The organism is Litoreibacter sp., assembly GCF_039974535.1.
In the GTDB taxonomy this organism is placed as follows: Bacteria; Pseudomonadota; Alphaproteobacteria; order Rhodobacterales; family Rhodobacteraceae; genus Litoreibacter.
The window spans coordinates 1-21,377 of record NZ_JBDWIU010000015.1 but is presented as its reverse complement, the minus strand read 5'-3'; the positions used below and the strand labels follow the sequence as shown (position 1 = coordinate 21,377).

Genomic DNA, 21,377 nt, shown 5'->3' with positions numbered 1-21,377 from the left:
CAGCGCCCGGTCATTCTGCCGGTCCATGGCTTCGCGCGTCGCTTCGGCAGCCGCAACAGCCGCCAATACCTGACGTTGTGCTTCCGAAACCGGGATCGTTGCTTCGATCAACGTCTGCGCAATGGCGGGTCGACTAGAACGAAGTGGGCCAAAGATGCCTCCAAAGACAAGGGCGAATACTAGAATTCGTTTCATTTACTGCCCACAAGTTTCGACTTCTGTTCTAACAACACGCTCGAGATTGCACAGCCGCTCCCCGTCAAACCCACAGTAGTGCCCGTCGCTCAATGACAAACAGTCCCAGCTTTCAGCTTGCACATCAAACCCTGCGTATCGATATAGATCGCTCTCAGAAAATGCTCGGCAACTGGCTTCTGCCACCCGTTGTGCGCTATCGAGCGCGGCAAGGCGCGCAGCCTGTTCTGTGGGAGCCACTTGTGAAGTGATTGACTGGCTAAAAATAGTTCTCTGTACGTCTTTGACCCATCGCTCATCGATAGTCACACGGCGGGCGTCGAGCATTGCCGCTGCCCGATCATGCAACGTGCCGGTTTCACCAAACGTATCGATATGGGCCCTCAAAGCGTCGCAACTGCCTGGTTCTCTGGCTTCCCATGCCACGCGTTCGTCTCGTGTTGGTTTATCACCTAACCCGTATTTTCCGCAAAAGTCTGACAGTGTTGGTTGGTTGAAACCAATCGAACAAAGATTGTTTTGAAGCTCTAAAAGATTAAGAGCAAAACCAAAGGCAAAGGCAATAATGACGCCTACGGTCAAACCCGCGCATAGGCGTTGAACCAACCGCACAACTGGCCCTCTTGGGGGCGGGGGAGCGACCTTTTGTGAAGCCGCTTCCAGATACGCTCTTAAATCCTGGAAAAATGGGTTTTGTTTCGATCCCCGCCAGCCTACGAGATCCACCACAGGATGTTTGGGCAATTCGTCAGGTAGAGAGACTTTTTCAACCAGAACAGAAATTAACCTTCCGGCACCAGCAAGGGCCTCTAAGTCGGTCTTCAAAACCACCTCATTAAGGGTGGTGTTTTTTGACCAAAAAATAACAACGGGCTCGGGGTGTACGCCCTGCTCCTCGGGGTCAGGGTCCAGCATGAAACCCAAACTGGAGAGGGCATCGATGATATTTTGGGACCGTGCAGGAGAGGCGTCAGATGAAATGATATGGTAGTTCACTGTATCGCCTCCAGCGCATTTTGAATAATAATCCGGTCGTTTTGCCATTGTGGGTTGGGAAACTTTGCAATGAGGTCAGCGTTACGAACAAGTGCGCGTTGCAAATAGGCTCTAGCCTCGGCCAAATTATCTTGAGCTGAAGAAGCTGAACTGATTTTAAACAAAGAAACGATCACATCGCGCTGCGCCTGGGCGTTGCTGGGATCCGCCAGCGCCAGACGCTCCCTAATCTCCAGGCCGTGTGTATAAGCGCTGAGGGCGGCGTCAAGATCACCCTGCGCTCGCCGCACATCGCCGACCTTATTGAGCGAGACGGAGACATCGCGCTGCGTCTCTGCGTTGCTGGGATCCGCCAGCGCCAGACGCTCTGCGATCTCCAGGCCGTGTGTATAGGCGCTGAGGGCGGCGTCAAGATCGCCCTGCGCCACACGCACATCGCCGACCTTGGTGAGCGAGACGTAGACATCGCGCTGCGCCTCTGCGTTGCTGGGATCCGCCAGCGCCAGACGCTCTGCAATCTCCAGGCCGCGTGTATAGGCGCTGAGGGCGGCGTCAAGATCACCCTGCGCTCGCCGCACATCGCCGACCTTGATGAGCGAGACGTAGACATCGCGCTGCGCCTGGGCGTTGCTGGGATCCGCCAGCGCCAGAGGCTCCCTAATCTCCAGGCCGCGTGTATAGGCGCTGAGGGCCGCGTCAAGATCGCCCTGCCTAAATCCAATATTCCCAATATCCTCGAACGCGACGCTTTGCTCCCGGTCATTAGTCGCCACGGATTGCGCGGCCCGCGCACTTAGCAACCCGGCCTCCAGATCACCCGCGATGACCCGCAACCGGGTGAGTTCTATCCAGTCCCCAAAAACATCTGGGTCAAGTACCGTAATTTCTTCATAGCGCTCAATAACACTCAGCGTGCTGACCTTTGATCTGCGCCAGGCGTCCAACGCAAGCTGGGAAATCCGGCGCGCAGCGGCCAAATCACGCACCGCACGCAAGCTATCGAGGATGGCAAGCGCTTCGGCCTCTTCGCCTGCGTTGAACCGCTCCAAGGCGGCCAGACCTTCTGGTGTCGCCGCAATGTCCTCGACGGCTTGGCGATAGGTAGCGATCTCCTCTGCGTAGACCCGATCACGCGTCTCCAGATCTTCGACAAATTGTGCTTGCTGCACCGCCAACGCATTACGCAGATCCTCGATTTCGGCAGATGCAGAACTACCTTCGGCTTCCAGCTCAAAAATTTCGGCGCGCAGGTCTTCGAGCTCAAACAGCTTGCGGCGCAGCGCCCGGTCATTCTGCCGGTCCATGGCTTCGCGCGTCGCCTCGGCAGCCGCAACAGCCGCCAATACCTGACGTTGTGCTTCCGAAACCGGGATCGTTGCTTCGATCAACGTCTGCGCAATGGCGGGTGCTTCGTATGCAACGGATGAACATACTATTATTGCCGCGAGAATGAAACGTTTCGTGCTCAAAATCGATCTTCTCAAAACTAAACTAGATCGATAGCACCTTAGCAGTCCGTTTTTCCTGAACAATAGAGAGTTAACGCCACATGAATGCATAAGTTGAAAAACTTCTCATTCAGAGGATTTCAAAAAATACCATAATGAACCCTATCAGATTTTAGGGCAATACTTATGACCTATAGGCTAAATTATGTTAAAAGAGCCGCTTGTGGTTTACATAAAACCCGTTATTTGGGAATAATTATATATTAAAAACAATCACTTGAAACACACGATGATAACGGAGACATTAAATATGGATGCCGTTTAGCTGGGTGACTTTCTCATAATCTCCCGAACGTGGGCATAGGCGGCACAGCCAATAGTCTGTACGCGTGATACCAGAGGATACCATATTCCAGATGATGGAAATCTGGTGTTCGTGGAGGATAATCAATGGTAGCCCAGCATGCTTTGCAAAATTCACAAGTAGACTCACATCTACATGGATAGTTTGAAATATTGGCGATCTCTACTCAAATGGAAACTGATTTATTGAGACCGGTTTGCGACAGATTGCAAGAGACGAACCGCTTCCATCTGGCTCCGACCCTCGCCTACAAAGTTGAATTGTAGGCAACGTTACTGCACCGGGTTCTTTAGCAAAAACCAGTAAATTCCCAGCCTTACCTCGAATGAACTCATACTCTGTATCTTCTGATCGGAGATCAGCACGTATCCATTTCCCCTTCCGACTACCACCTACCGCCATGTCCAACATACTCGTCCCACCCCCTCTTGTTATACTTACGTACCAGACAACGGAAGCTGAGCGAGCATTGCCATGACTAATGGAAAACTCGCTGACAAAAACGCTGTATTCTACAGATTTTCCCGGCTTCAGAATAGCCTCATCTGCGATTGCTGTGGTGCCACAGACGAAAACAACCATTGCCAAAGTCAGTTTTACTAGTTTCATCTCAGGACCAATCCAGTTAACCCAAAACCTAACCGAGATTAAAGCAGCGCACGCGGGTGACCACAAGTAACAGCAGCATGACAGAGCAGATCAGTGTGCCGCCAGAGTGCATTCAACGGACGGACACGGCCTAATTCCATGACGAGTATGCGCAACGAAGAATTTTCCTGCCTCATGGCAATGTAGGCGACTGACGCTGTGACCATCCGGAATTCCGTAGTCAGAAAACATCATCTCGCTCATTTGATTCAATGAATAGTGAGAGGATATGCGAAGCAGATCAAGATCAGCAAACCTTTCAACCACTACCAATCTCGCCCCTAACACAACCCTAAGGACGTTCACATAAAACCTGTTAGCGGTTGTTCGTCGTTTGTTGTGGGCGGGGCTTCATGTTTGGGTTGTAAGAAATGCTTGGCGTGGGGCAGGTTTCCCCAAAAGTGTAACAAGTAAACGACCGTTTATGTGATACACTTAGGACATGAACCAACACACACCGGCCTCAAAATTCGTTGCTTACTATCGCGTCTCGACCACGGGGCAGGGCGAGAGTGGCTTAGGGTTAGAAGCGCAGCGCATGGCCGTACAAGCCTACCTAGCCACAGGCCCAACAGTGGAGCTGGTGGCAGAGTACACAGAGGTTGAGAGCGGCAAAAAGAAAAACCGGCCAGAGCTGGCCGAAGCCGTCAAAAACTGCAAACGCCACAAAGCAACGCTTGTAATTGCCAAGCTCGACCGGCTGGCGCGGAACGTCCACTTTGTTTCCGGCTTAATGGAAACAAACATCAACTTTGTGGCTTGCGACAATCCACACGCCAACCCCCTTATGGTTCATATGTTGGCCGCCTTCGCGGAACATGAACGCGAGATGATAAGTCAAAGAACCAAAGACGGCCTAGCAGCGGCCAAGGCTAGAGGGGTGAAGCTAGGCAAGAACGGTGCGAAGCTTGCCAAAGCGAACCGGCAAGCCGCCGATGAATTTGCCAGATCTACAGCCGAACAGATCCGCCAGATCCCCGAAGATCTACGCACAAGCATTACCAGCTTGACCCGAGAGCTAAACGTTCGCGCAGTGCCTACTACGAAGGGCGGCATTTGGCATAGATCACGGGTTTATAAGCTATTAAATAGGTGCAATGATCTTGGTATATGCTTTAAATAGCAGGTAGGGGTGCACCAAATGAATAACCCAAAGTCACTACTAGAGCTGAAAATTTTCGAGATTGTTCAGCTTATAGAACAAAGAAATGAAAGTCATAAAAATGGTGAAATGGAATTAAATGTTAGACTTTTAGAGGACGCACTAGGAAATATTGATCACTTCCAAAATGTAATCAATAAAGCCCTTGCTGAAGATGTGCCTAACAAGGAAACAATTGCCGTATTTGAGAGACATATGGCTCTAGGAAAAGCCGCAGTACAGCGTTGCCAAGAGCAGATAAAAAGACTTACCGATTTAGATGACAGAATATCAAGGGTGGAAGGCGATATAAAGCATATTGAAGAAGCCGAAAACGACCGCGAGATACAAAAAAAGCTGATCGACTTACAGATAATGCAAGCCCAAGCCGAAGCCGCTCGCCTTACCACAGAGGCCAACGCTAAAGCACAAGAGCAAGCTAGCGCGTCCCTTGATGGCTTGATAAACGGTCTAAAAAACGATGGTTAGGTCAAAAACAGACAGCGAACGCCGCTATGAAGCCGCGCAAGTAGAGCTGGCCGCCGCCGAAAAGGCCGTCAGTGCTGCCGAACGGATAACGGCTAGCCACCCCAGCAAGATAGAGACGAAGCGCCGCCAACTGGCTGATCTGAACAACACCATGCACTACGCAGAAAGCGACCAGAACAGCCGCGCTAACCGTGCGGAAAAGAAAGCGCGCCTTGAGAGTGACAAAGCCCAGCTTGAGCGCGAATTGAACGAAGCACAAACTACACTTGCCGAGGCGCGGGACGCAGCCCAAACGGCGCGAAATCATGCCAGCCAATCCGCCGCTAGTTTCACCGTTGAGCGTGACCGTGCTGTGATGGATGCAGAGGCGCAGAAAGCCGAGTTGGCCATGCAAAGCCATGATCTGGCCGAGCGCAAATTTGCCCAAGCCGAAAAAGACAAGATGGAAGCGGCCAAAACCCAACTTGCTAAAGCCGAAGCAGATGGAAAAACAACGCTGGAAGTCGAGCGGTACAGAGCCAAGGCCACAGCGGCCACGTTGCAATTCGAGTGGCAACAGCGGCGCGAGCTGGAAGAATACACCGCCCAGAACCGCGCAAATGAAATTGCCGTTTCTAACGGTCACGAGATCGAGCTTGCACAGATACACGGTACAATTGCCCGCGAACAGTCCGAACTGAGCCACGGTCAAGCCTTGGAAATCATCAAGGCAAACGAAATTTCTGATATTGGCCGCATTATCGCCAATGGCAAAGAACACCGCTTGAATGTCACCCATGAGACAAACGAGGACATACGCAAAGCCATGGAAATAATGGCTTTGACCACACAAAAGAGCATTACCGACACCTTGAACGCAGCCAAGCTTTTGGTGTTGAAACACTACCTACGCAAAGACGAAATGAGCCACGCGCTTGAAATTGGCCAAGATGCCCGTGCCGAAGAACTGGACAGCGTGGCCGCAGACATGGCCGAAATTGCTCGCTGGCAAGCGAACCGCGAAAAGTCGAAACCAGATTTTGAGGAACCCAATAATTAAGGTATAATATCCAAACCTAACCACCCAAACACATGGCCACAGAAGAGCCAGGACACGACTTCGATTTTGAGCGCTTCAAACACCAGACAGAAAACCCAAACAGGGCGCTAGGTTTTCTAGATACGATCCGCGACAAGCTGGCCGCACACGAAGCCCTCTCCCCAGACGAGCAAGCCTATATTGACGAAACCCAAGAGCTTGACCGCATAGACCCACTTTTCAAAGTCGAGAGGTTTATTGAAGGGCAGTTTAAGGACTTGGACAGCGGCAGGGCTACCAGCCAAGAGGTTCAAAAGCGCATTTTTGATTTTATGGACATGCAGCGCACTATGTTGCGTATGTTGAGAGAGATAGATCAAACCCGCTAGTTATTGGCCCTAGTGCCTCAATTTGCAGCTTGACTTAACGAACATTGCGAACTATCCGAACTTTATGAACAATAGAAACGCACTGAAGTTTGAGGCCGATGAGTAATTACATAAGCGCAGAGGCTATTGCTGAAGACATAGGGGTTACCTCAAAAACTGTCCGCGAGTGGCTCAAATCAGGCGAATTAGTAGGCATAAAAGTCGGCAATAGTTGGAGAGTGCACCGTGCTGATTTTGATAGGTACATCGAAGGGCAACGCCTCGAATTACTTTTAAAAAAGGCTGCTGCAAAACACCCAGACATTGATTGGGTTCAGGGTCAGTGTGCAGAATGCGGGCAATACATGGCTACCCCCAATCGAGGAAGTAAGGCGTGGGTTTGTTCGCCAACTTGTAAGACCACCCATGACGATAAGTGGGCTACAATCGTAGGCCGATATAGCGAAGACTTCGCTTACAATTGCGCTTCAGTTGTACCGTATTTCTAAAAGGCAAGCACATGGATAAATGGCAAATAAATGGCGAAGAGCGGGTGAACGAAAGTACGCCTAACAACACTGTCACCTCTGCTCCACAACAGAGTACATTGAGGTTCAGGAGAACCCCAGAGGGCGAATTTAGGCTGGAAGCAATCGGGTCGCATGGCATTGTCGCGGGTGTGGCAATCATCGCGATGTTGTTGCTCGTTTTGTACTTTACAGCCTTTCACTAGGCAGCGGTTTTACATCAACGCTAAGCCAGTCATCACTATAGCAGTATGATACAAAGCCCACGACCACGGGGGTGTTTTTGGCCTATCTCACAATCAAGAAAGTCAAAGGCCGGTACTACGGCTATATACAAGAAAGCTACCGCGAAGGGGGCAGCGTCCGAACGCGCACGGTTGAATACTTGGGGGCGATGGAACCCGCGGTGGCGCAACAGGTACAAGCCACACGCAAACAACTAGAACAGGCCGACATGGCCGCACTGGTGCAGTCGGTACGCAAAGCCAGCCAAACGGCCACCAGAGCGCCAGAAATCACCACACAGCCCCAAGAGGCGGCAACGCCGCCGGAAACCACACCAGAGCCGCGCTATCAGCGTTTAGAGGTCAACGGGCGGCCTCAACTTGTAGACATGCAAACCGGCGAACTAATCGAGCCGCAAGATACAGGAGTTATCACTACAGAAACGGCAAAGCCGACTTTGCGACCGTTCGCGGACAGTCTCAAATTGCCGCCAAACCTTGCCACCCACAAACTAAGCCTTGCGGCCTTTCATGGAACACACCGCAAATTCGGCAACCGGCTTAAGGCCATGCAAATCAACCCCGCCACCATGCCAGACGTGGTTGTGAAGTACGGGAACACGGACGGCCTCAAGCAAGACCGCAACGGCGCGTATATCGTCACCGCCAGCCGTACCCCAAAACGCGGCCACGGCTTAAACAAGACAAAGCTTTGGCAACACACCCGCCAAGCTATGAGCCGCGCCACGATCGACGCGATCGAGACCGAACAGCCCGAACTGTTCGCGCACCTGAAAAGCCAGCTCGACACCAGCCACCGCGAAGGCAAACGCTTACTGTTTCAGCACATAGCGCAGACCACCAGCGGGGCGCAGCGTTTGGGGTTATCACTACAGCTTTTGATTTGGGGTAAAATCCCCCAACCAACCAGCGACAAGAGCCGCAACAAAACCACCGCGCAAGACTTGGGACAGATGAGTTACAACACGGCAAAAGGCTGGCGCGATGAGGCCGCTTTTATCTTGGCCGAAGCCCACAAGAACGGCTGGTCAGCCTTGGCCACAAAAACCCAAAACGCCAGCCGCAAGCACAAAGCAACAATCACCAAAAAACGGAACGAAATCGCCCAGCTTTCTAAGCTGGAAATTTTGGCTGGAAAACGCCGCGCGAAGTTACGCGAAATCGTACAAACAGAAACGAAGCTAAGAGCCACAAACGAGCTGCAAAATCGTGTCGTAAATCTACGCCGTGTTTTTGATCTTTGAACCGCTGGAGGTTTTGCCACCCTCCCCCGTTTGATCCCGCGCAACACCCGCGCCACCGGCGCGGGGATATTGGGAACGGGACGGTGAGGAGAAAATAAAATTCTTAAGGGATGAGCGTAGCGAATGGGTGGGCGGGGCGAACTACAATATGAGGGCTTGGATGAGTGAATGACGGACGAGGATGAAGAGGGAGCGAACGACAGTGAGGGAGCGATGAAGACGAGGACGGAGAGAACGAAGGCAAGACGGAGTATTGTAGAGAGATTTTAATTTGCATTTGACAGGTAACGCATTGTTCTTATTGTTATATTGAGATTATCGTCACAATACGCAAAACCATGATCTAAACAAAAGTCAATACAATACAAAAGGTTGTGGGGATTTGAGACAAGAGGTCATAAGCGCATTTGAAAAAACTCTCGCCAGCTTAAGCTTGGAAATTTCAAATTCTGCGCCAGCAATCGACCCGCTAAAAATACCCTACGGCACGTTCACACTGGCAGACAACCCCAACCTTGCTGCTCACATTTGCAATACTGTTGCAGAACAGACAGGGGCGTTCTGGACGCTTACACAGTTCAAGCGGTTGCAAAACACACCGCTGGAAAAACCAACAGAACCAGACCCCAAAGACCCCGCGTTATGGCCAGAGCCGAACGCCCCTTTGCCCCCTGCCCTCGTCACAAAATACGGCCAGCAAGGCGCTAGAAAGCGCGTAGCCGCCTACAATCTCACACAAGCCCAAAATGCCTACGAAACTGCCCTTAAAGACTATCAGGAATTATCACTACAAGTACGCGCTATCCGTGCGTCTGATAACTTTGATGAACGCGGCTATATGGTGGCTTTTCGCAACGCCCTTGAAGTGGATTTTCCGGCGTTTGTGCAGAGCTTTTTTTTTGCCCCAAAGTGCCTAGCCGTTAACGAAGAGAACCGCAAAGCGCACACGTTCATTTGTGCCGGTACGAAGTCGGGAAAATCCCAAACCATGCTGCACTTGATCCGCCACTATGTGACGGTCAACATCGAACCCGCTTTGGTGATCCTCGATCCGCACGGCGATCTAGCCAACGATGTTGCCCGCTTTCCTGAGAACGCCACCAGCGGGCGTTTGGTTCATATCAAGGCGAACCATATCAAGGGGCGTAAAATCTCGTTCAACCCGTTTGACTGCCCGCCGGAGTTCCGCGACGAAAGCGCCCTCTACAGACGCCAGAAGCAGTTTCTAGGGGCATTGGAGCAAATCAACGGCGAACCCTTCTCAAAGGCGCAAAAACCGTTCCTACTGCCCATTCTGGGCGTGTTGCTGCACAAAGAAGGCTGCACTTTCAAAGACCTTGTTCGATTCATGGACGACAACCGCAACAGCGACCTTGTGAGTTATGGCAAGACCCAACTGCCAAACGAAGAGAACCGCGATTTTTTCAAGTACAGGTTTCACGACAAAACCAAGGAAAGCTCAAAAGAAGCACTGAGCGCCCGTTTCAGCGACATTGTAGCCGATCCAGCCATTCGGGATTTTCTATGCAACGAAAGCACCTTTGACCTGCCCGCTTGTTTGGACGGCGGCAAAATCATCGTATTTGAGTTTGACCCAGACGAGCAAAGCAAAGAGGCCATTACGACCATAGGCCAGCTCATCAATGCCTACCTTGTCAGCTTTGCGATGGCGCGGCCAAAGCACAAGCGCCACCCGATCCACCTCTTTGCAGATGAGTGCCAATATTTTGTCAGTCCAACCATTCAAGAGATCATGGGAGAGACGAGAAAATTTGGCCTCTACGCGACCCTAGCGACCCAACGCACCGAACAAGTTGGCCGTGACCTACTAGACGCCATTCTAGGAAATGTGGGCTGCTATCTGATAGGCCGAAACAAGGGTAAAACCGCCGAAGTGATGGGCAAGGAACAACCCATAACAGCGGATGAAATTCGCGCTATGCCACCCTTGCACTTTTACCAGATCGAGCCGGAGCGCGAACCAGTACGCACCAAAATTGACGTTTTGAGCGGCAAGCATAGACTGAGCGGTGAAGCGTGGGCAGCGGTCAAATACAAGCAAGGCGAGCTGTACTACCGCCCCGACCACCCTACCCCGTCTGAATATCAACGAACGCCCACCAGTGAGGCGCGGCCAAGCTCTACGGCGCTGCAAACGCACAACGCTGGCCGCAAGCCAATGTTCGACGCCCCAAAGTTCACCAAAAACACAAACAACCCCTAGAGCGCCTTATGAGTGATATTATCAAAACCCTTGCCGAAGAGCCGCGCAAAGCGCTGGTGGCTTTGGCTTGCTTTAGGTTTTTGACGCCTAAACAGTTCGTGCGCCTTGGCGTGGCCGCAAGCGATACCGTTATGCGCGATTATGTGTTGAACCGGCTAGAGCGCCGCGCCCGCCCACTGGCGAAAGCCGCCAGCCTTAGCCGCTGGCTTCCCAAGGTTCATTATCTCACCAAACACGGCGCCGAAGAGCTGGCCACCATGTACAAGCTACCGCTCGAAGAGTTCCGCTATCCAACCGGCCAAGTGCAGTTTGGCGAACGCATGGCCAAGCACCGCTTTGCGCAGGTAGATTTTCACATTGGCTTGCGCATGTGGGCAGCGTCACGGGGCGCACAAGTTGGCTTAAGCGACATGGATTTTGATGTTTCAGGATCGAGGCGCGGCGGTGATTTTGAGCCATTGACCACTATCGAAATCAGAGGCAGCGACCGGCCAATAATTGCAGACGGGATATTTTCAGTTAGTTTGAACGATACGCCCCTACTCTACGCGCTGGAAATCCACCGAACGACCCAAACAAAGCAAGTCTACACACAGATCAAGCGTTACATGGACATGCTCGAAAACGGCGACCTAAGTTTTAAATATGGGGTAGAGTTCCCCGCCGTGGTTTGTTCTGTCCACACGCTCGACAACGTACTACGCGGGGTCAAAAAGCACCTCATGGCCACACCAGATTTTGCCGCATTCAAGCACCTGTTTTACTTCAACACCACTGAACAACTGGCAGAGGACTTTTCAGAGGGCTGGGAGTTCGCAGACGGTGAACCCGCCGACCCGTTTCCCAAGACAGGAAACCCTGTACAGACGTTAAGTTTAGACGAGCCGATTTTGCCGGACGACCTTTCTTTATAAGGGCTATCTATAAATTGCTTAAATTACAGTTTTTATGCTTTTGTGATTTTTAACTTTCCAACTTTTGCGCCGATAGCTACACTGAGTGCATGGGATATATCGTATCATTTATTGCTCAAAAAGGCGGCGTTGGGAAATCCACCCTCGCCCGTGCGCTAGCGCGTGAAGCTTGCGCTGGTGGCTGGGACGTCAAAGTCGCTGACTTGGACACACAACAAGGCACGGTGGCCGACTGGCACAAGGTCAGGCTAAACTCTGGCCTCGATCAAGTGGGATCAGTCGAAGTGATTGGAACGGTCGCAACGGCCCTCAAAAGCGCTGATAGCCACGATCTGCTCATTTTGGATGCAGCAGCACGGGCTAGCGCTGTAACCGCCGACCTCGCCAAGCATTCGGATTTGTCTGTGATACCAACTTGCGCAAGTCGCGACGACCTTATGCCAGCGATCCGGCTGGCCAATGAGCTGCGCAAATCAGGCGTGGACACAAACAAGATCGTGCTGGCCCTTACTCGCGTCACAACAGAGGCCGAAATCCGTGAGGCCCGCGACTTCATAGCAGAAGCCGGTTACACAACACTGGAGGGCTGCTTGTATGAAAAACCGGCCTATAGACAAGCCCAGAACGACGGACGAGCCGTGACTGAAACGCGCTACAAAGCGCTCAACGATAAGGCTGGTTTACTCATGCAATCTCTAATCAATAAAATCGCAGAACAATGAACACAAAGCTCCCCCCGAAAAAGAAGCCAAACAGGCTTGGCACACCGCCCACAGACGCCAGTTCGACGTTAGAACAACCCGAACACGCGCCAGCCGCGCCAGAAGTCCGGAAGGCCCGTAAAAAAACAGGTCGAACAGAGCCATTTGGGACGCGGGTTAGCCCTGAGTGGATGAAGGAATTTAAGACGGTTGCCGTGCAAGATGACCTTAAACACGTTGAACTATTAGAGCGGATGCTCGAAGTATATAAGGCTCAAAGATAAATTGCTTAAATTTAAGAATTAGAGCTTTCATTCTTTTTATTGAAAGCTAGCAGAAGCATTTCGGCCACCGCCCACAAGTTTGGTCAAGGCGACAGAAGGCATTGAGATGTAGGTGATCCACGATTGGAGAGCATGCCAAGCGTTTGGGTTGACGAATTTCCTATGTGAAGAAAATTACAGCATTTGCAAGTTAGAGGCCGTCCAGCCTATTCTCTAAAATTGAATGCGGGAACTTTATTGAGGATCACCATTTTGAAATATTTATTGTTTGTCGTTTTGATGCTAGTTTTACCCTTGAAGGTGTCTGCCCAAGACATTCGTGATGGGCAGTTTGTGCGTTCACAAGTACTGATCTATGCCGCTGATGGATGTGGTCTACACTCCAGTTCTGTAACTGGAAGGTCCGTGTGTGCAAGGGACTTTATTTACACGTTTTTAGAGGGCAATAGGCATTGGATCTTGTGTCACAACCCACGAGAAAATGTTGCTTACGCTTTCTTTGCTGACAGTTACGTCAACAGAGGCAATAACTCAATTCAATCGTGTGCAAGGAATGCAAGTGTTTTGTTGCGTAGCGATGTAAATGAACTACATGCTCTGGCGGTCAGTTCATACCAAGAATATTTGAGGCAAGTTCAAGCGCAACGGGAAGCATATTCCCGAAACCCCAATCGGCTTACCTTTGTGGGAGTTTTTGCAGCGGCAATCCTATGCGGCGAGCGTGAAAGTAATCCGTATGATGGGGCCGCATGTGTTCCAGACATGCTACGCAATATCAACGCCGTTGATAGCCTAATTTCGGACATGTTAAGGTAATTGAAGTTTCGTTAGAAAGTGAAAATCGCTTTGACAAACCAGCCGCCCCATGCAGCAGCATAAAAGCGTAATTTCTTACTTTTAAGCTTTTACACCTAATCGGCTTCAAAACAGATCACTTAAGGCCCAAGCTGACCACCATGGTGTTCAGCCACCAAAAACAGCTAAAAACGCCTCTAAGGCCCGTTTCTGTGGCTCTGGCGCGGAATTGGGAGGCAAGCGTAGCCCAAAAATCACGCGACGCGGAACTTTTTGGCTTTTTGTGGGGTGGTGATCCGCGTTTTGTTTAGCTGCGCAATGCTGCCTGATCTTAGATACGATTCGTATTTTTCGGCTCAAACGTATGTTTTGTTCACAACCTAAGTGGCTTTCTCAAAGAATCCTAAACCAAAAGAAAAACAACGTTGTTGTTTAGATTCTTTAAGAACGTAGTTAATTTAGCACTCATAAGTCTTTGATATAAATGGGCTATCTGTCGTATAGGTGCCCGTTTGTGGGATGAGATGCTTTTTAAGGTGTCCATCTATGGGACCTAAGGTGTCCATCTATGGGAAAGGTGTCCGTTTATGGGACGAGATCGCGAGATCTCGCTAAGGCACTGATTTTTATTGGTTTCGTGTTTTCGTAAGGTGTCCATCTGTGGGGAGGGTGTCCATTTGTGGGAAGTGTCCATATTGAATTGCCGCACGGGCACTTTAGCGCTATTCTTATGGAAATCATAAGAAAACCTCATGTCGAACAGTACCGAAATCACAGATACCACGGCGGAATTTTTCCAGCCAGCGAACATGCCAGAAAGCTTTAAGAAAGCGGTCGGGGTGGTGCAGGTTGCCATGGGAGAGCTGGGGCTGTTGCACCGCAAATGCTACAACGTGGCGCTGGCCAATGCCTACGAAGGGCTAGGGCAGGGGAAGCGCACATTCCGGGTTCCGGTGTCCGTTGTGTCCGACTGGTGCGAGTTCAAAAGCCACAACTACCAAGCGCTCTATGACGTGTTCGAAGAGCTGCGGGTAACGCCGGTCAAATCCGTGACCTTTGACGAAAAAGAAGCCAAGAAAGGCCGCAAGCGCAAACGTGTGAGCGGCGACGGCCTGTTGTCGAGCTTTGCGATCATCGAGGGCGGGATCATTGAATACTCGTTTTCGGATCACATGGCCGAAATCCTGCATGAACCAGAACAATACATTTGGCTCTCGCTCAATGCCCAAAATAAGTTCGACAGCAAGTACGAGCTGAACCTGTTCGAGAACTGCGTCCGCTATATTAGCGTAGGCTCGACCGGCTTTAAGCCGCTCGAAGATTGGCGCGGTTTGTTGGGGGCAAAAGACCCGTACTATGACGACTTCAAGAACTTTAACCGCAAAGTTTTGAAAGCCGCCACACAAGGCGTGTGTGACAAATCAGGGATCATCGTTAGCCCTGAGTTCGAGCGCGAAAAGCGAAAAGTGTCGAAGATCAAATTCACGGTTAGCGAAAACCCACAAATGCAGCTCTTTGACCATAAAGAGCATAGCCGGATCAGAGAGAGCGCAGCCTACAAACGACTTGTTGAGATTGGCCTACAGGATGTCGAGGCGATTCACTGGATCAACAAAAAAGGTGAAGCCGGTGTTCTTGAAAACATTGCCTACGTAGAAGCCAAAAAGCCGGATAAAAACCCAACAGGCTACATGGTGGCTGCACTACGCGCTGGCTATGGCGACAAGTCACTAGAAGAACGCAAGCGGGAAGAGGCGGCGCAAAAGCAGCTCGCCAAGAATGCCGAAGCCAGAGAGCAAAAGGCGCAGGCAGAACAAGCCGAAGAGATGCTGAAAGCTGAATTTAGCACTTACCAAAAATCACGCGCCCAAGACTTGATTGAGCTGCAAGATGAGGCCAGCATAACGGCCCTTGGTCAGATCGTGGCCGACGCACTTGTGATCCGCGAAATGTGCCAGCGGTGGGAGGCGATTAAACGCGACCCGTCCCAGCTCGACCTACGCAAAAGCAACGACAGGATAATTTTTGGCGGCTACGTTGTGGCCGAAGCCTTAAAGCTTTGGGGCGATCCACAAGATTTGGACTTTGAAGAATATAAAAAGCAAAAAAGCGCAATTTCTTAAATTTTAGCTTTTTACTGGAAGGGACCGCTTTGTTGCGATACTTGACCTGTTTGGCCTTTGGGCTCGCGCATCCAGCGTTTGCACAACAGGCCAGCTCGCTTGGCCCCGCCGAATGGAAACCCCGCAAGGCGGCTTACAAAGCCAGCCGACGACGGGCGGCGTAGATGGCTTGTTCTACGTAAAGACCACGAAGAGCTTAGAAAAATTTGACGCGTGAACCCATTGGGTGTACAGTGTGGGCATGGAAACAAGAATTAACGCCCGCATCGATAAAGACCTTAAGGCCGAAGCTGAACAAGTATTAGCGCAACTTGGCCTTAACACGACTGACCTTATCAAGCTGACGTTTCGGCAATTGGTTATGCGTCAAGGACTACCTTTTGACGTGAAAATCCCAAATGACGAAACCGTGGCTGCATTGAGCGAAGATTTGACCGATGCACCAAGTTTTAGCTCAGTAGATGATCTAATGGCTGACCTTCATTCACGCGACTAGCCAATGCGCCAAATCAAGAAAACAACCAGCTTCAAAAAAGACTTCAAGCGCTCTCTAAAGCGTGGCTTGCCAGTAGCAGTTTTAGCGGAAGTCCTAGAGTTATTGGCAACCGACAGCCCTTTGCCTGAACGTTGCCGACCTCATAAGCTGGTGGGTGAGTACACAGGTACTTGGGAGTGCCATATCGCCCCAGACTGGCTGCTAATCTACGAATATGAAGACGGCTTGTTAAACTTGCGCCGGATGGGTTCGCACTCGGATTTGTTCAAGTAGGCTGGCAAGTTTGATCTATGTGGCGCGGGAGAAGCCACAGAAATATTTAACGTAAAAGGGCTTTATGCGCCTTTCGGCGGCGTAAAGGCGTGGAAAATCGCAGCTCCACTTTTCTCGTGGCAGTTCCTTTCACCGAACGTTAGTCTTTGAAGAATTGATCGTGCAAGGGAGGGCGAACGCCAATGACACTGATAGACGAGGTGCAGACCGCTCGACAAGAGGTCGTGACCGACGGCTACGAAATGTCATTGGGAGAGGTTATCAATCTCTACAAAGATAAAGAGCTAGTAATTGATCCCGTATTCCAACGACTTTTTAGATGGGATGAACAGCGAAAAACGCGCTTTGTTGAGTCGCTTCTTCTCGGAATTCCCGTTCCCCCCATATTTGTTTTCCAAGACGAACACGGCGTTTGGGAGTTAATTGATGGCCTTCAGCGTGTCTCCACAGTGCTGCAGCTTACAGGTGATCTTTTGGGAGAACGCGCCGAAGAGCTGGGAGTATTGATGCTGAACGGAACCCGCTTTCTTCCCAGCCTTAATGGCAAACGTTGGATGCCGTCGGGTGAGGCAGTTCAGGATGGTCTAGGCAGTAAGCTGCAAATTGAAATCAAGCGTGCACGCATCAGAGTTGAAATACTGAAATCGGAAAGCGCCGCCTCTGCAAAATACGAGCTTTTTCAACGGTTGAACACTGGGGGGGTAGGCCTGTCTGAACAGGAAGTACGAAATAGTATTGCGGTATCGCTTAACAAGGGATTCTATGATTGGCTAATCGCTCTGTCCAACAATCCGAGCTTCGTTCTTACAACGCGGCAAACTGAAGCTGCTTTAGAAAAAGAGGCTGGCACGGAGTTAGTCCTTCGCTTCCTTGCGTTCCGTCTAGTGCCGTACCAAAATGGAATGGATGTACACGAGTATCTTGACGATGCATTGTTTCAACTCGCTTCTGATCAAAATTTAGATATGCAAGCAGAAGGTGAAGTCTTCACCAAGACATTTGAGTTGTTAGAGGCAGCCATGCAGGCATCTTCGTTTCAAAGGTGGAATGGCCAAGCATTTACCGGAAAATTCTTGATGTCGCTCTTCGAGGTTGTAGCTACAGGAGTATCTAAGAACTTGCCTGCTCTAGAAGGCATGGCGGTACTGGACAGAAACGCCTTTCTGTTAGCAAAAGCGCAGAACCTACCAAATGATCCTACATTTTCTCAGAACTCTGGTGCTGGTGTTCGCGGAACGACGCGCCTTTCAAACCTCTTGCCAATTGCCGAAGACCTTATGAAGCCGTGAGTGCGTGCTGTGAGCAAGATCAGAACACTAAATGAAATGCAGACCGCACTAGACCAAGAAATGGCTTGGCGTATTAAGGAAATAGGAGTTTTCAAAGTGGGGGCAGGCTCCAACGGCCCGCGGCGCAAGCCCTTCATTCGGGCCGGTGTCGCTCTTCTCTATGCCCATTGGGAAGGCTTCATAAAGAATTCTTCCGAAATCTATCTTAGCTATGTTGAGAGCAGGGCGCTCCGATACCGTGACCTCAAATCTTGCTTTGTAGTGTTTGGGTTGAAAGGTAAAATCAATACGCTTGTTGACAGCAAGAAGTCGTTACCGAACGTCGAAGCAATGGATTTCATATTGTCGAACATGAATGAGACGGCAAAGCTTCAGATCAGCTCCGCGGTGAATACCGGGTCTAACCTTACTTCGAAGGTGTTCAGCAATATTGCTGGGTCGTTAGACATCGACACATCTCCATATGAAACAAAGTTTCATTTGATTGATTCCAGCTTAGTAGATCGAAGGAATAAGGTCGCTCATGGTGAGTTCCTCGACATCGAAGGTAGCGATTTTTCGAGTTTGGTAGATGACATGCTCAGCCTAATGCGGATGTACAAAACTGACATTGAGAATGCGGCTTCGCTCGAAAATTATAGGCGAGCGGCCTAACCTTGCGTCTAGGATGTTCCCGCGGGTGCATCGCAGCAAGCAACCGCTTTCAAAAGGTGGTGCCTAAATCATGACATGCGCACCAGTCCTGTAGCCCTTGGCGGCAGGGCGAAGGGGGTGGTGCATAAGTCAGGTTCGGATCGCAGGCCGTGTGTGGGAATCAAGAATTAATAGGCTTAGAAAACCCAGCATCTGCATCTTGTAACGCAGAAGGTGAAAGTCTATCGCCAAGATGGCCCGCCCACTCAACCTAGTTGGGACCGCTATGCGGATTCTGAGTGCCTTCCATGATTCCTTGTGTAGTGCTCATTTGGGCTAGAGCAACATTAGCACCAATCTCATAAGCTTTTTGCTTCATCCTACTCTTAGATATATCGATCCAACACCCTAGCACGGTCAAAAGAATGCCAACAATCAGAAGACCAATTTTCTCCGGCTCGGATGCATGCTGAGATATGTAGTTGTCCCAAGTGTTGCCAGCGCCAAAGACTGCGAAGCACACAACGCACCATAAAGCGATTAGTAGAAATCCTAAGAGAACTAGAAGGCTCCCATTTGCCCCTTCGTTGGCTAATTTGGCGATTACGTTGGCATATTTGATGGCGGTTTGCGCTTCTGTCATTTTGGCATTTGCATCGCCCGTATTTTGGGGCGGCGATCCTGCAGCGTTCTCAATGTGAGCACTGATCAAGTCCTTTCCTTCCTTCTCAAGATCGGGAGATTTTTGAAAAAAGTTAATACGCATAGAAGTCACCTTATCCCTGTGTATCCAGCCCAAACGTGTGTTTTTTGATTTTGACGGATTTTTGCGAGGTCGTGCAACCTAAAGGTCTCGCCTAGCTCTCGAAAACGGGTCACGTCCGTCAAGGGGTGCAGGGTGTGGAGCGTAGATGGCTTAACAGTATTGGTAATAGTGTTAAGTGATTTGGTGTCCGCCACCCGTAAGCGTGGGGGATAACACGAGGATTTCGCTTCGCCGCTTAACGGTTTTCGGGTAAAATGTTAAATATGAGTGAAATGAGCCTCTACGACAGCAGCGGGAACCGCCTGTATCTGAACGCCGAAGAACGCGCTGCTTTTCTAACCGTCGCGCGGCACAAACCTGCCCGCGACCGCACTTTGTGCGAGACGCTGCTCTTCACGGGCTGCCGCCCATCAGAACTGTTGGAGATCACTCCGGCCCGCGTGGATCTGTCGGGCGGGGCAATCGCCATTCGGAGCCTGAAGAAGCGCAAAGATGTCTCTGGCAACTCGAAAATCGTCTACAGGAGCGTTCCGGTACCGCCAGATTATCTGGACACGCTCAACACCGCCCACGGTATCCGTGAGGCCCAGAAATCCCGAAAACAGGCGGGAACGTCGATCTGGCCGCTGAGCCGTGTGCGTGTCTGGCAGATCGCGAAGGGGATCATGATCGAGGCCGGGATACCGGATGCGCCGCACCGCAGCCCAAAGGGATTGCGCCACGGCTTTGGGATCAACGCAACGATGAACGGCATTCCGCTGCACATGCTGCAAAAGTGGATGGGGCATGCGCAGCTCAGCACTACGGCGATTTACGCCGATGCTATCGGTAAGGAAGAACGGGACATTGCGGCGAGGATGTGGGGGTAGGGGGCATGCATCTGACAAAAACAAATGAGGGCATAAACCTGTATCGTTTCTACCGGATGGAGGTCGTGCGCGGCCTCTTTGGTGACTGGGGGTTGATCCGTGAATGGGGCCGTATTGGCTCTTCAGGACGGGTACGCACAGACTGGTTCAATAGCGAAGAAGACGTCAAAAACGCGCGATTTGAGCTGCATATGCAGAAGGCGAAGCGCGGCTACGAGTAAGGCAGGACAGTATTGTTACACATACCAGCGCGTAATAGGGTTTTGAGCAAGCTAAGCCATGGAATCTAAATTGCCCTCCGACATGCTGCATGATGGAGCATTTGCAGCCCTGTCATTTTCAAAAAAGTTTGAAAACTGATTGTTTTTTAGGGTTTTGCCTCGTCTTCCCTTGCTTGTTGTTTGGCGTGTTCAAGAAACCTTACATCTGGTTGGAACAGTGTCCCATCGCGTTGCATAGCTTCCATTTTGATCACAATATCACTCCAGAAAACGCCACTGTCTGGAAATTGTTGAATTCGCCAAAGGGAGACCCAGACATCGCGCTGCGCCTGGGCGTTGCTGGGATCCGCCAGCGCCAGACGCTCTGCGATCTCCAGGCCGTGTGTATAGGCGCTGAGGGCGGCGTCAAGATCGCCCTGCGCCGCACGCACATCGCCGACCTTGTTGAGCGAGACGGAGACATCGCGCTGCGCCTCTGCGTTGCTGGGATCCGCCAGCGCCAGACGCTCCCTAATCTCCAGGCCGCGTGTATAAGCGCTGAGGGCGGCGTCAAGATCGCCCTGCGCCGCACGCATATCGCCGACCTTGTTGAGCGAGACGGAGACATCGCGCTGCGCCTCTGTGTTGCTGGGATCCGCCAGCGCCAGACGCTCTGCGATCTCCAGGCCGCGTGTATAGGCGCTGAGGGCGGCGTCAAGATCACCCTGCGCCACACGCACATCGCCGACCTTGTCGAGCGAGACGGAGACATCGCGCTGCGCCTCTGCGTTGCTGGGATCCGCCAGCGTCAGACGCTCTGCGATCTCCAGGCCGTGTGTATAGGCGCTGAGGGCGGCGTCAAGATCGCCCTGCGCTCGCCGCACATCGCCGACCTTGTTGAGCGAGACGGAGACATCGCGCTGCGCCTGGGCGTTGCTGGGATCCGCCAGCGCCAGAGGCTCCCTAATCTCCAGGCCGCGTGTATAGGCGCTGAGGGCGGCGTCAAGATCGCCCTGCGCCACACGCACATCGCCGACCTTGTTGAGCGAGACGGAGACATCGCGCTGCGCCTGGGCGTTGCTGGGATCCGCCAGCGCCAGACGCTCTGCGATCTCCAGGCCGCGTGT

At 51.4% G+C, this 21,377-nt stretch carries 21 protein-coding genes; 16 read left to right on the top strand and 5 right to left on the bottom strand.

Going from position 1 to position 21,377, the window contains the following annotated elements:
* The 3 genes from ABJN86_RS16600 to ABJN86_RS16590 form a co-directional block, all read right to left on the bottom strand.
* A partial coding sequence (locus ABJN86_RS16600) for a hypothetical protein (protein WP_348432321.1) occupies positions 1–195 on the bottom strand: 195 nt, incomplete at its 3' end.
* Complete coding sequence (locus ABJN86_RS16595; RefSeq protein ID WP_348432320.1) at positions 196–1,191, bottom strand: hypothetical protein; 996 nt, start codon at positions 1,189–1,191, stop codon at positions 196–198. It abuts the gene before it with no gap.
* Complete coding sequence (locus tag ABJN86_RS16590) at positions 1,188–2,660, bottom strand: hypothetical protein (protein WP_348432318.1); 1,473 nt, start codon at positions 2,658–2,660, stop codon at positions 1,188–1,190. The genes ABJN86_RS16595 and ABJN86_RS16590 overlap by 4 nt, the downstream gene beginning before the upstream one ends.
* A 1,433-nt stretch (positions 2,661–4,093) precedes the next feature.
* On the opposite strand from ABJN86_RS16590, the gene ABJN86_RS16585 reads away from it, so the two are divergent.
* The 14 genes from ABJN86_RS16585 (at position 4,094) to ABJN86_RS16520 (ending at position 18,436) form a co-directional block, all read left to right on the top strand.
* Entirely contained in the window at positions 4,094–4,774 is a 681-nt protein-coding gene (locus tag ABJN86_RS16585; protein WP_348364733.1) for a recombinase family protein, read from the top strand.
* Between the two features lie 18 nt (positions 4,775–4,792).
* The gene (locus tag ABJN86_RS16580) at positions 4,793–5,281 is read left to right on the top strand and encodes a hypothetical protein (protein WP_348364731.1); all 489 of its coding nucleotides are present in this window, start codon (positions 4,793–4,795) and stop codon (positions 5,279–5,281) included.
* Positions 5,274–6,320: a hypothetical protein gene (locus ABJN86_RS16575; RefSeq protein ID WP_348364730.1), complete on the top strand. Its 1,047-nt coding sequence runs from the start codon at positions 5,274–5,276 to the stop codon at positions 6,318–6,320. The genes ABJN86_RS16580 and ABJN86_RS16575 overlap by 8 nt, the downstream gene beginning before the upstream one ends.
* Positions 6,321–6,352: 32 nt before the next feature.
* Positions 6,353–6,688, top strand: a complete 336-nt coding sequence (locus ABJN86_RS16570; RefSeq protein ID WP_348364728.1) for a hypothetical protein — start codon at positions 6,353–6,355, stop codon at positions 6,686–6,688.
* 499 nt (positions 6,689–7,187) lie between these two features.
* The gene (locus tag ABJN86_RS16565) at positions 7,188–7,400 is read left to right on the top strand and encodes a hypothetical protein (protein ID WP_348364727.1); all 213 of its coding nucleotides are present in this window, start codon (positions 7,188–7,190) and stop codon (positions 7,398–7,400) included.
* Between the two features lie 77 nt (positions 7,401–7,477).
* On the top strand, positions 7,478–8,683 hold the full coding sequence (locus tag ABJN86_RS16560) for a hypothetical protein (protein ID WP_348364725.1): 1,206 nt from the start codon (positions 7,478–7,480) through the stop codon (positions 8,681–8,683).
* A 433-nt stretch (positions 8,684–9,116) separates the two neighbouring features.
* Positions 9,117–10,907 carry a type IV secretion system DNA-binding domain-containing protein gene (locus ABJN86_RS16555; RefSeq protein ID WP_348364723.1) on the top strand — a complete coding sequence of 597 codons (1,791 nt, stop codon included), beginning with the start codon at positions 9,117–9,119 and terminating at the stop codon, positions 10,905–10,907.
* Positions 10,908–10,915: 8 nt separating this feature from the next.
* The gene (locus tag ABJN86_RS16550) at positions 10,916–11,821 is read left to right on the top strand and encodes a replication-relaxation family protein (protein ID WP_348364722.1); all 906 of its coding nucleotides are present in this window, start codon (positions 10,916–10,918) and stop codon (positions 11,819–11,821) included.
* Between the two features lie 89 nt (positions 11,822–11,910).
* The gene (locus ABJN86_RS16545; protein WP_348364721.1) at positions 11,911–12,543 is read left to right on the top strand and encodes a ParA family protein; all 633 of its coding nucleotides are present in this window, start codon (positions 11,911–11,913) and stop codon (positions 12,541–12,543) included.
* Positions 12,544–14,353: 1,810 nt separating this feature from the next.
* Positions 14,354–15,724 carry a replication initiation protein gene (locus ABJN86_RS16540; RefSeq protein ID WP_348364719.1) on the top strand — a complete coding sequence of 457 codons (1,371 nt, stop codon included), beginning with the start codon at positions 14,354–14,356 and terminating at the stop codon, positions 15,722–15,724.
* 241 nt (positions 15,725–15,965) lie between these two features.
* Positions 15,966–16,220, top strand: coding sequence for a type II toxin-antitoxin system RelB/DinJ family antitoxin (locus ABJN86_RS16535; protein WP_348364718.1), 255 nt, complete (start codon positions 15,966–15,968; stop codon positions 16,218–16,220).
* A gap of 3 nt (positions 16,221–16,223) precedes the next feature.
* On the top strand, positions 16,224–16,493 hold the full coding sequence (locus ABJN86_RS16530) for a type II toxin-antitoxin system YafQ family toxin (RefSeq protein ID WP_348364716.1): 270 nt from the start codon (positions 16,224–16,226) through the stop codon (positions 16,491–16,493).
* A gap of 182 nt (positions 16,494–16,675) precedes the next feature.
* Positions 16,676–17,782, top strand: coding sequence for a DUF262 domain-containing protein (locus tag ABJN86_RS16525; protein ID WP_348364715.1), 1,107 nt, complete (start codon positions 16,676–16,678; stop codon positions 17,780–17,782).
* A 9-nt stretch (positions 17,783–17,791) separates the two neighbouring features.
* Positions 17,792–18,436: an MAE_28990/MAE_18760 family HEPN-like nuclease gene (locus tag ABJN86_RS16520; RefSeq protein ID WP_348364714.1), complete on the top strand. Its 645-nt coding sequence runs from the start codon at positions 17,792–17,794 to the stop codon at positions 18,434–18,436.
* A gap of 250 nt (positions 18,437–18,686) precedes the next feature.
* Here ABJN86_RS16520 and ABJN86_RS16515 read toward each other — a convergent pair whose 3' ends face one another.
* Positions 18,687–19,181: a hypothetical protein gene (locus ABJN86_RS16515; protein WP_348364713.1), complete on the bottom strand. Its 495-nt coding sequence runs from the start codon at positions 19,179–19,181 to the stop codon at positions 18,687–18,689.
* Positions 19,182–19,444: 263 nt separating this feature from the next.
* On the opposite strand from ABJN86_RS16515, the gene ABJN86_RS16510 reads away from it, so the two are divergent.
* Entirely contained in the window at positions 19,445–20,050 is a 606-nt protein-coding gene (locus ABJN86_RS16510; protein ID WP_348364711.1) for a site-specific integrase, read from the top strand.
* A gap of 5 nt (positions 20,051–20,055) precedes the next feature.
* Positions 20,056–20,271 carry a WGR domain-containing protein gene (locus tag ABJN86_RS16505; protein WP_348364709.1) on the top strand — a complete coding sequence of 72 codons (216 nt, stop codon included), beginning with the start codon at positions 20,056–20,058 and terminating at the stop codon, positions 20,269–20,271.
* Positions 20,272–20,417: 146 nt separating this feature from the next.
* Here ABJN86_RS16505 and ABJN86_RS16500 read toward each other — a convergent pair.
* The coding region (locus ABJN86_RS16500; RefSeq protein WP_348432311.1) for a tetratricopeptide repeat protein at positions 20,418–21,377 on the bottom strand (960 nt) is incomplete at its 5' end.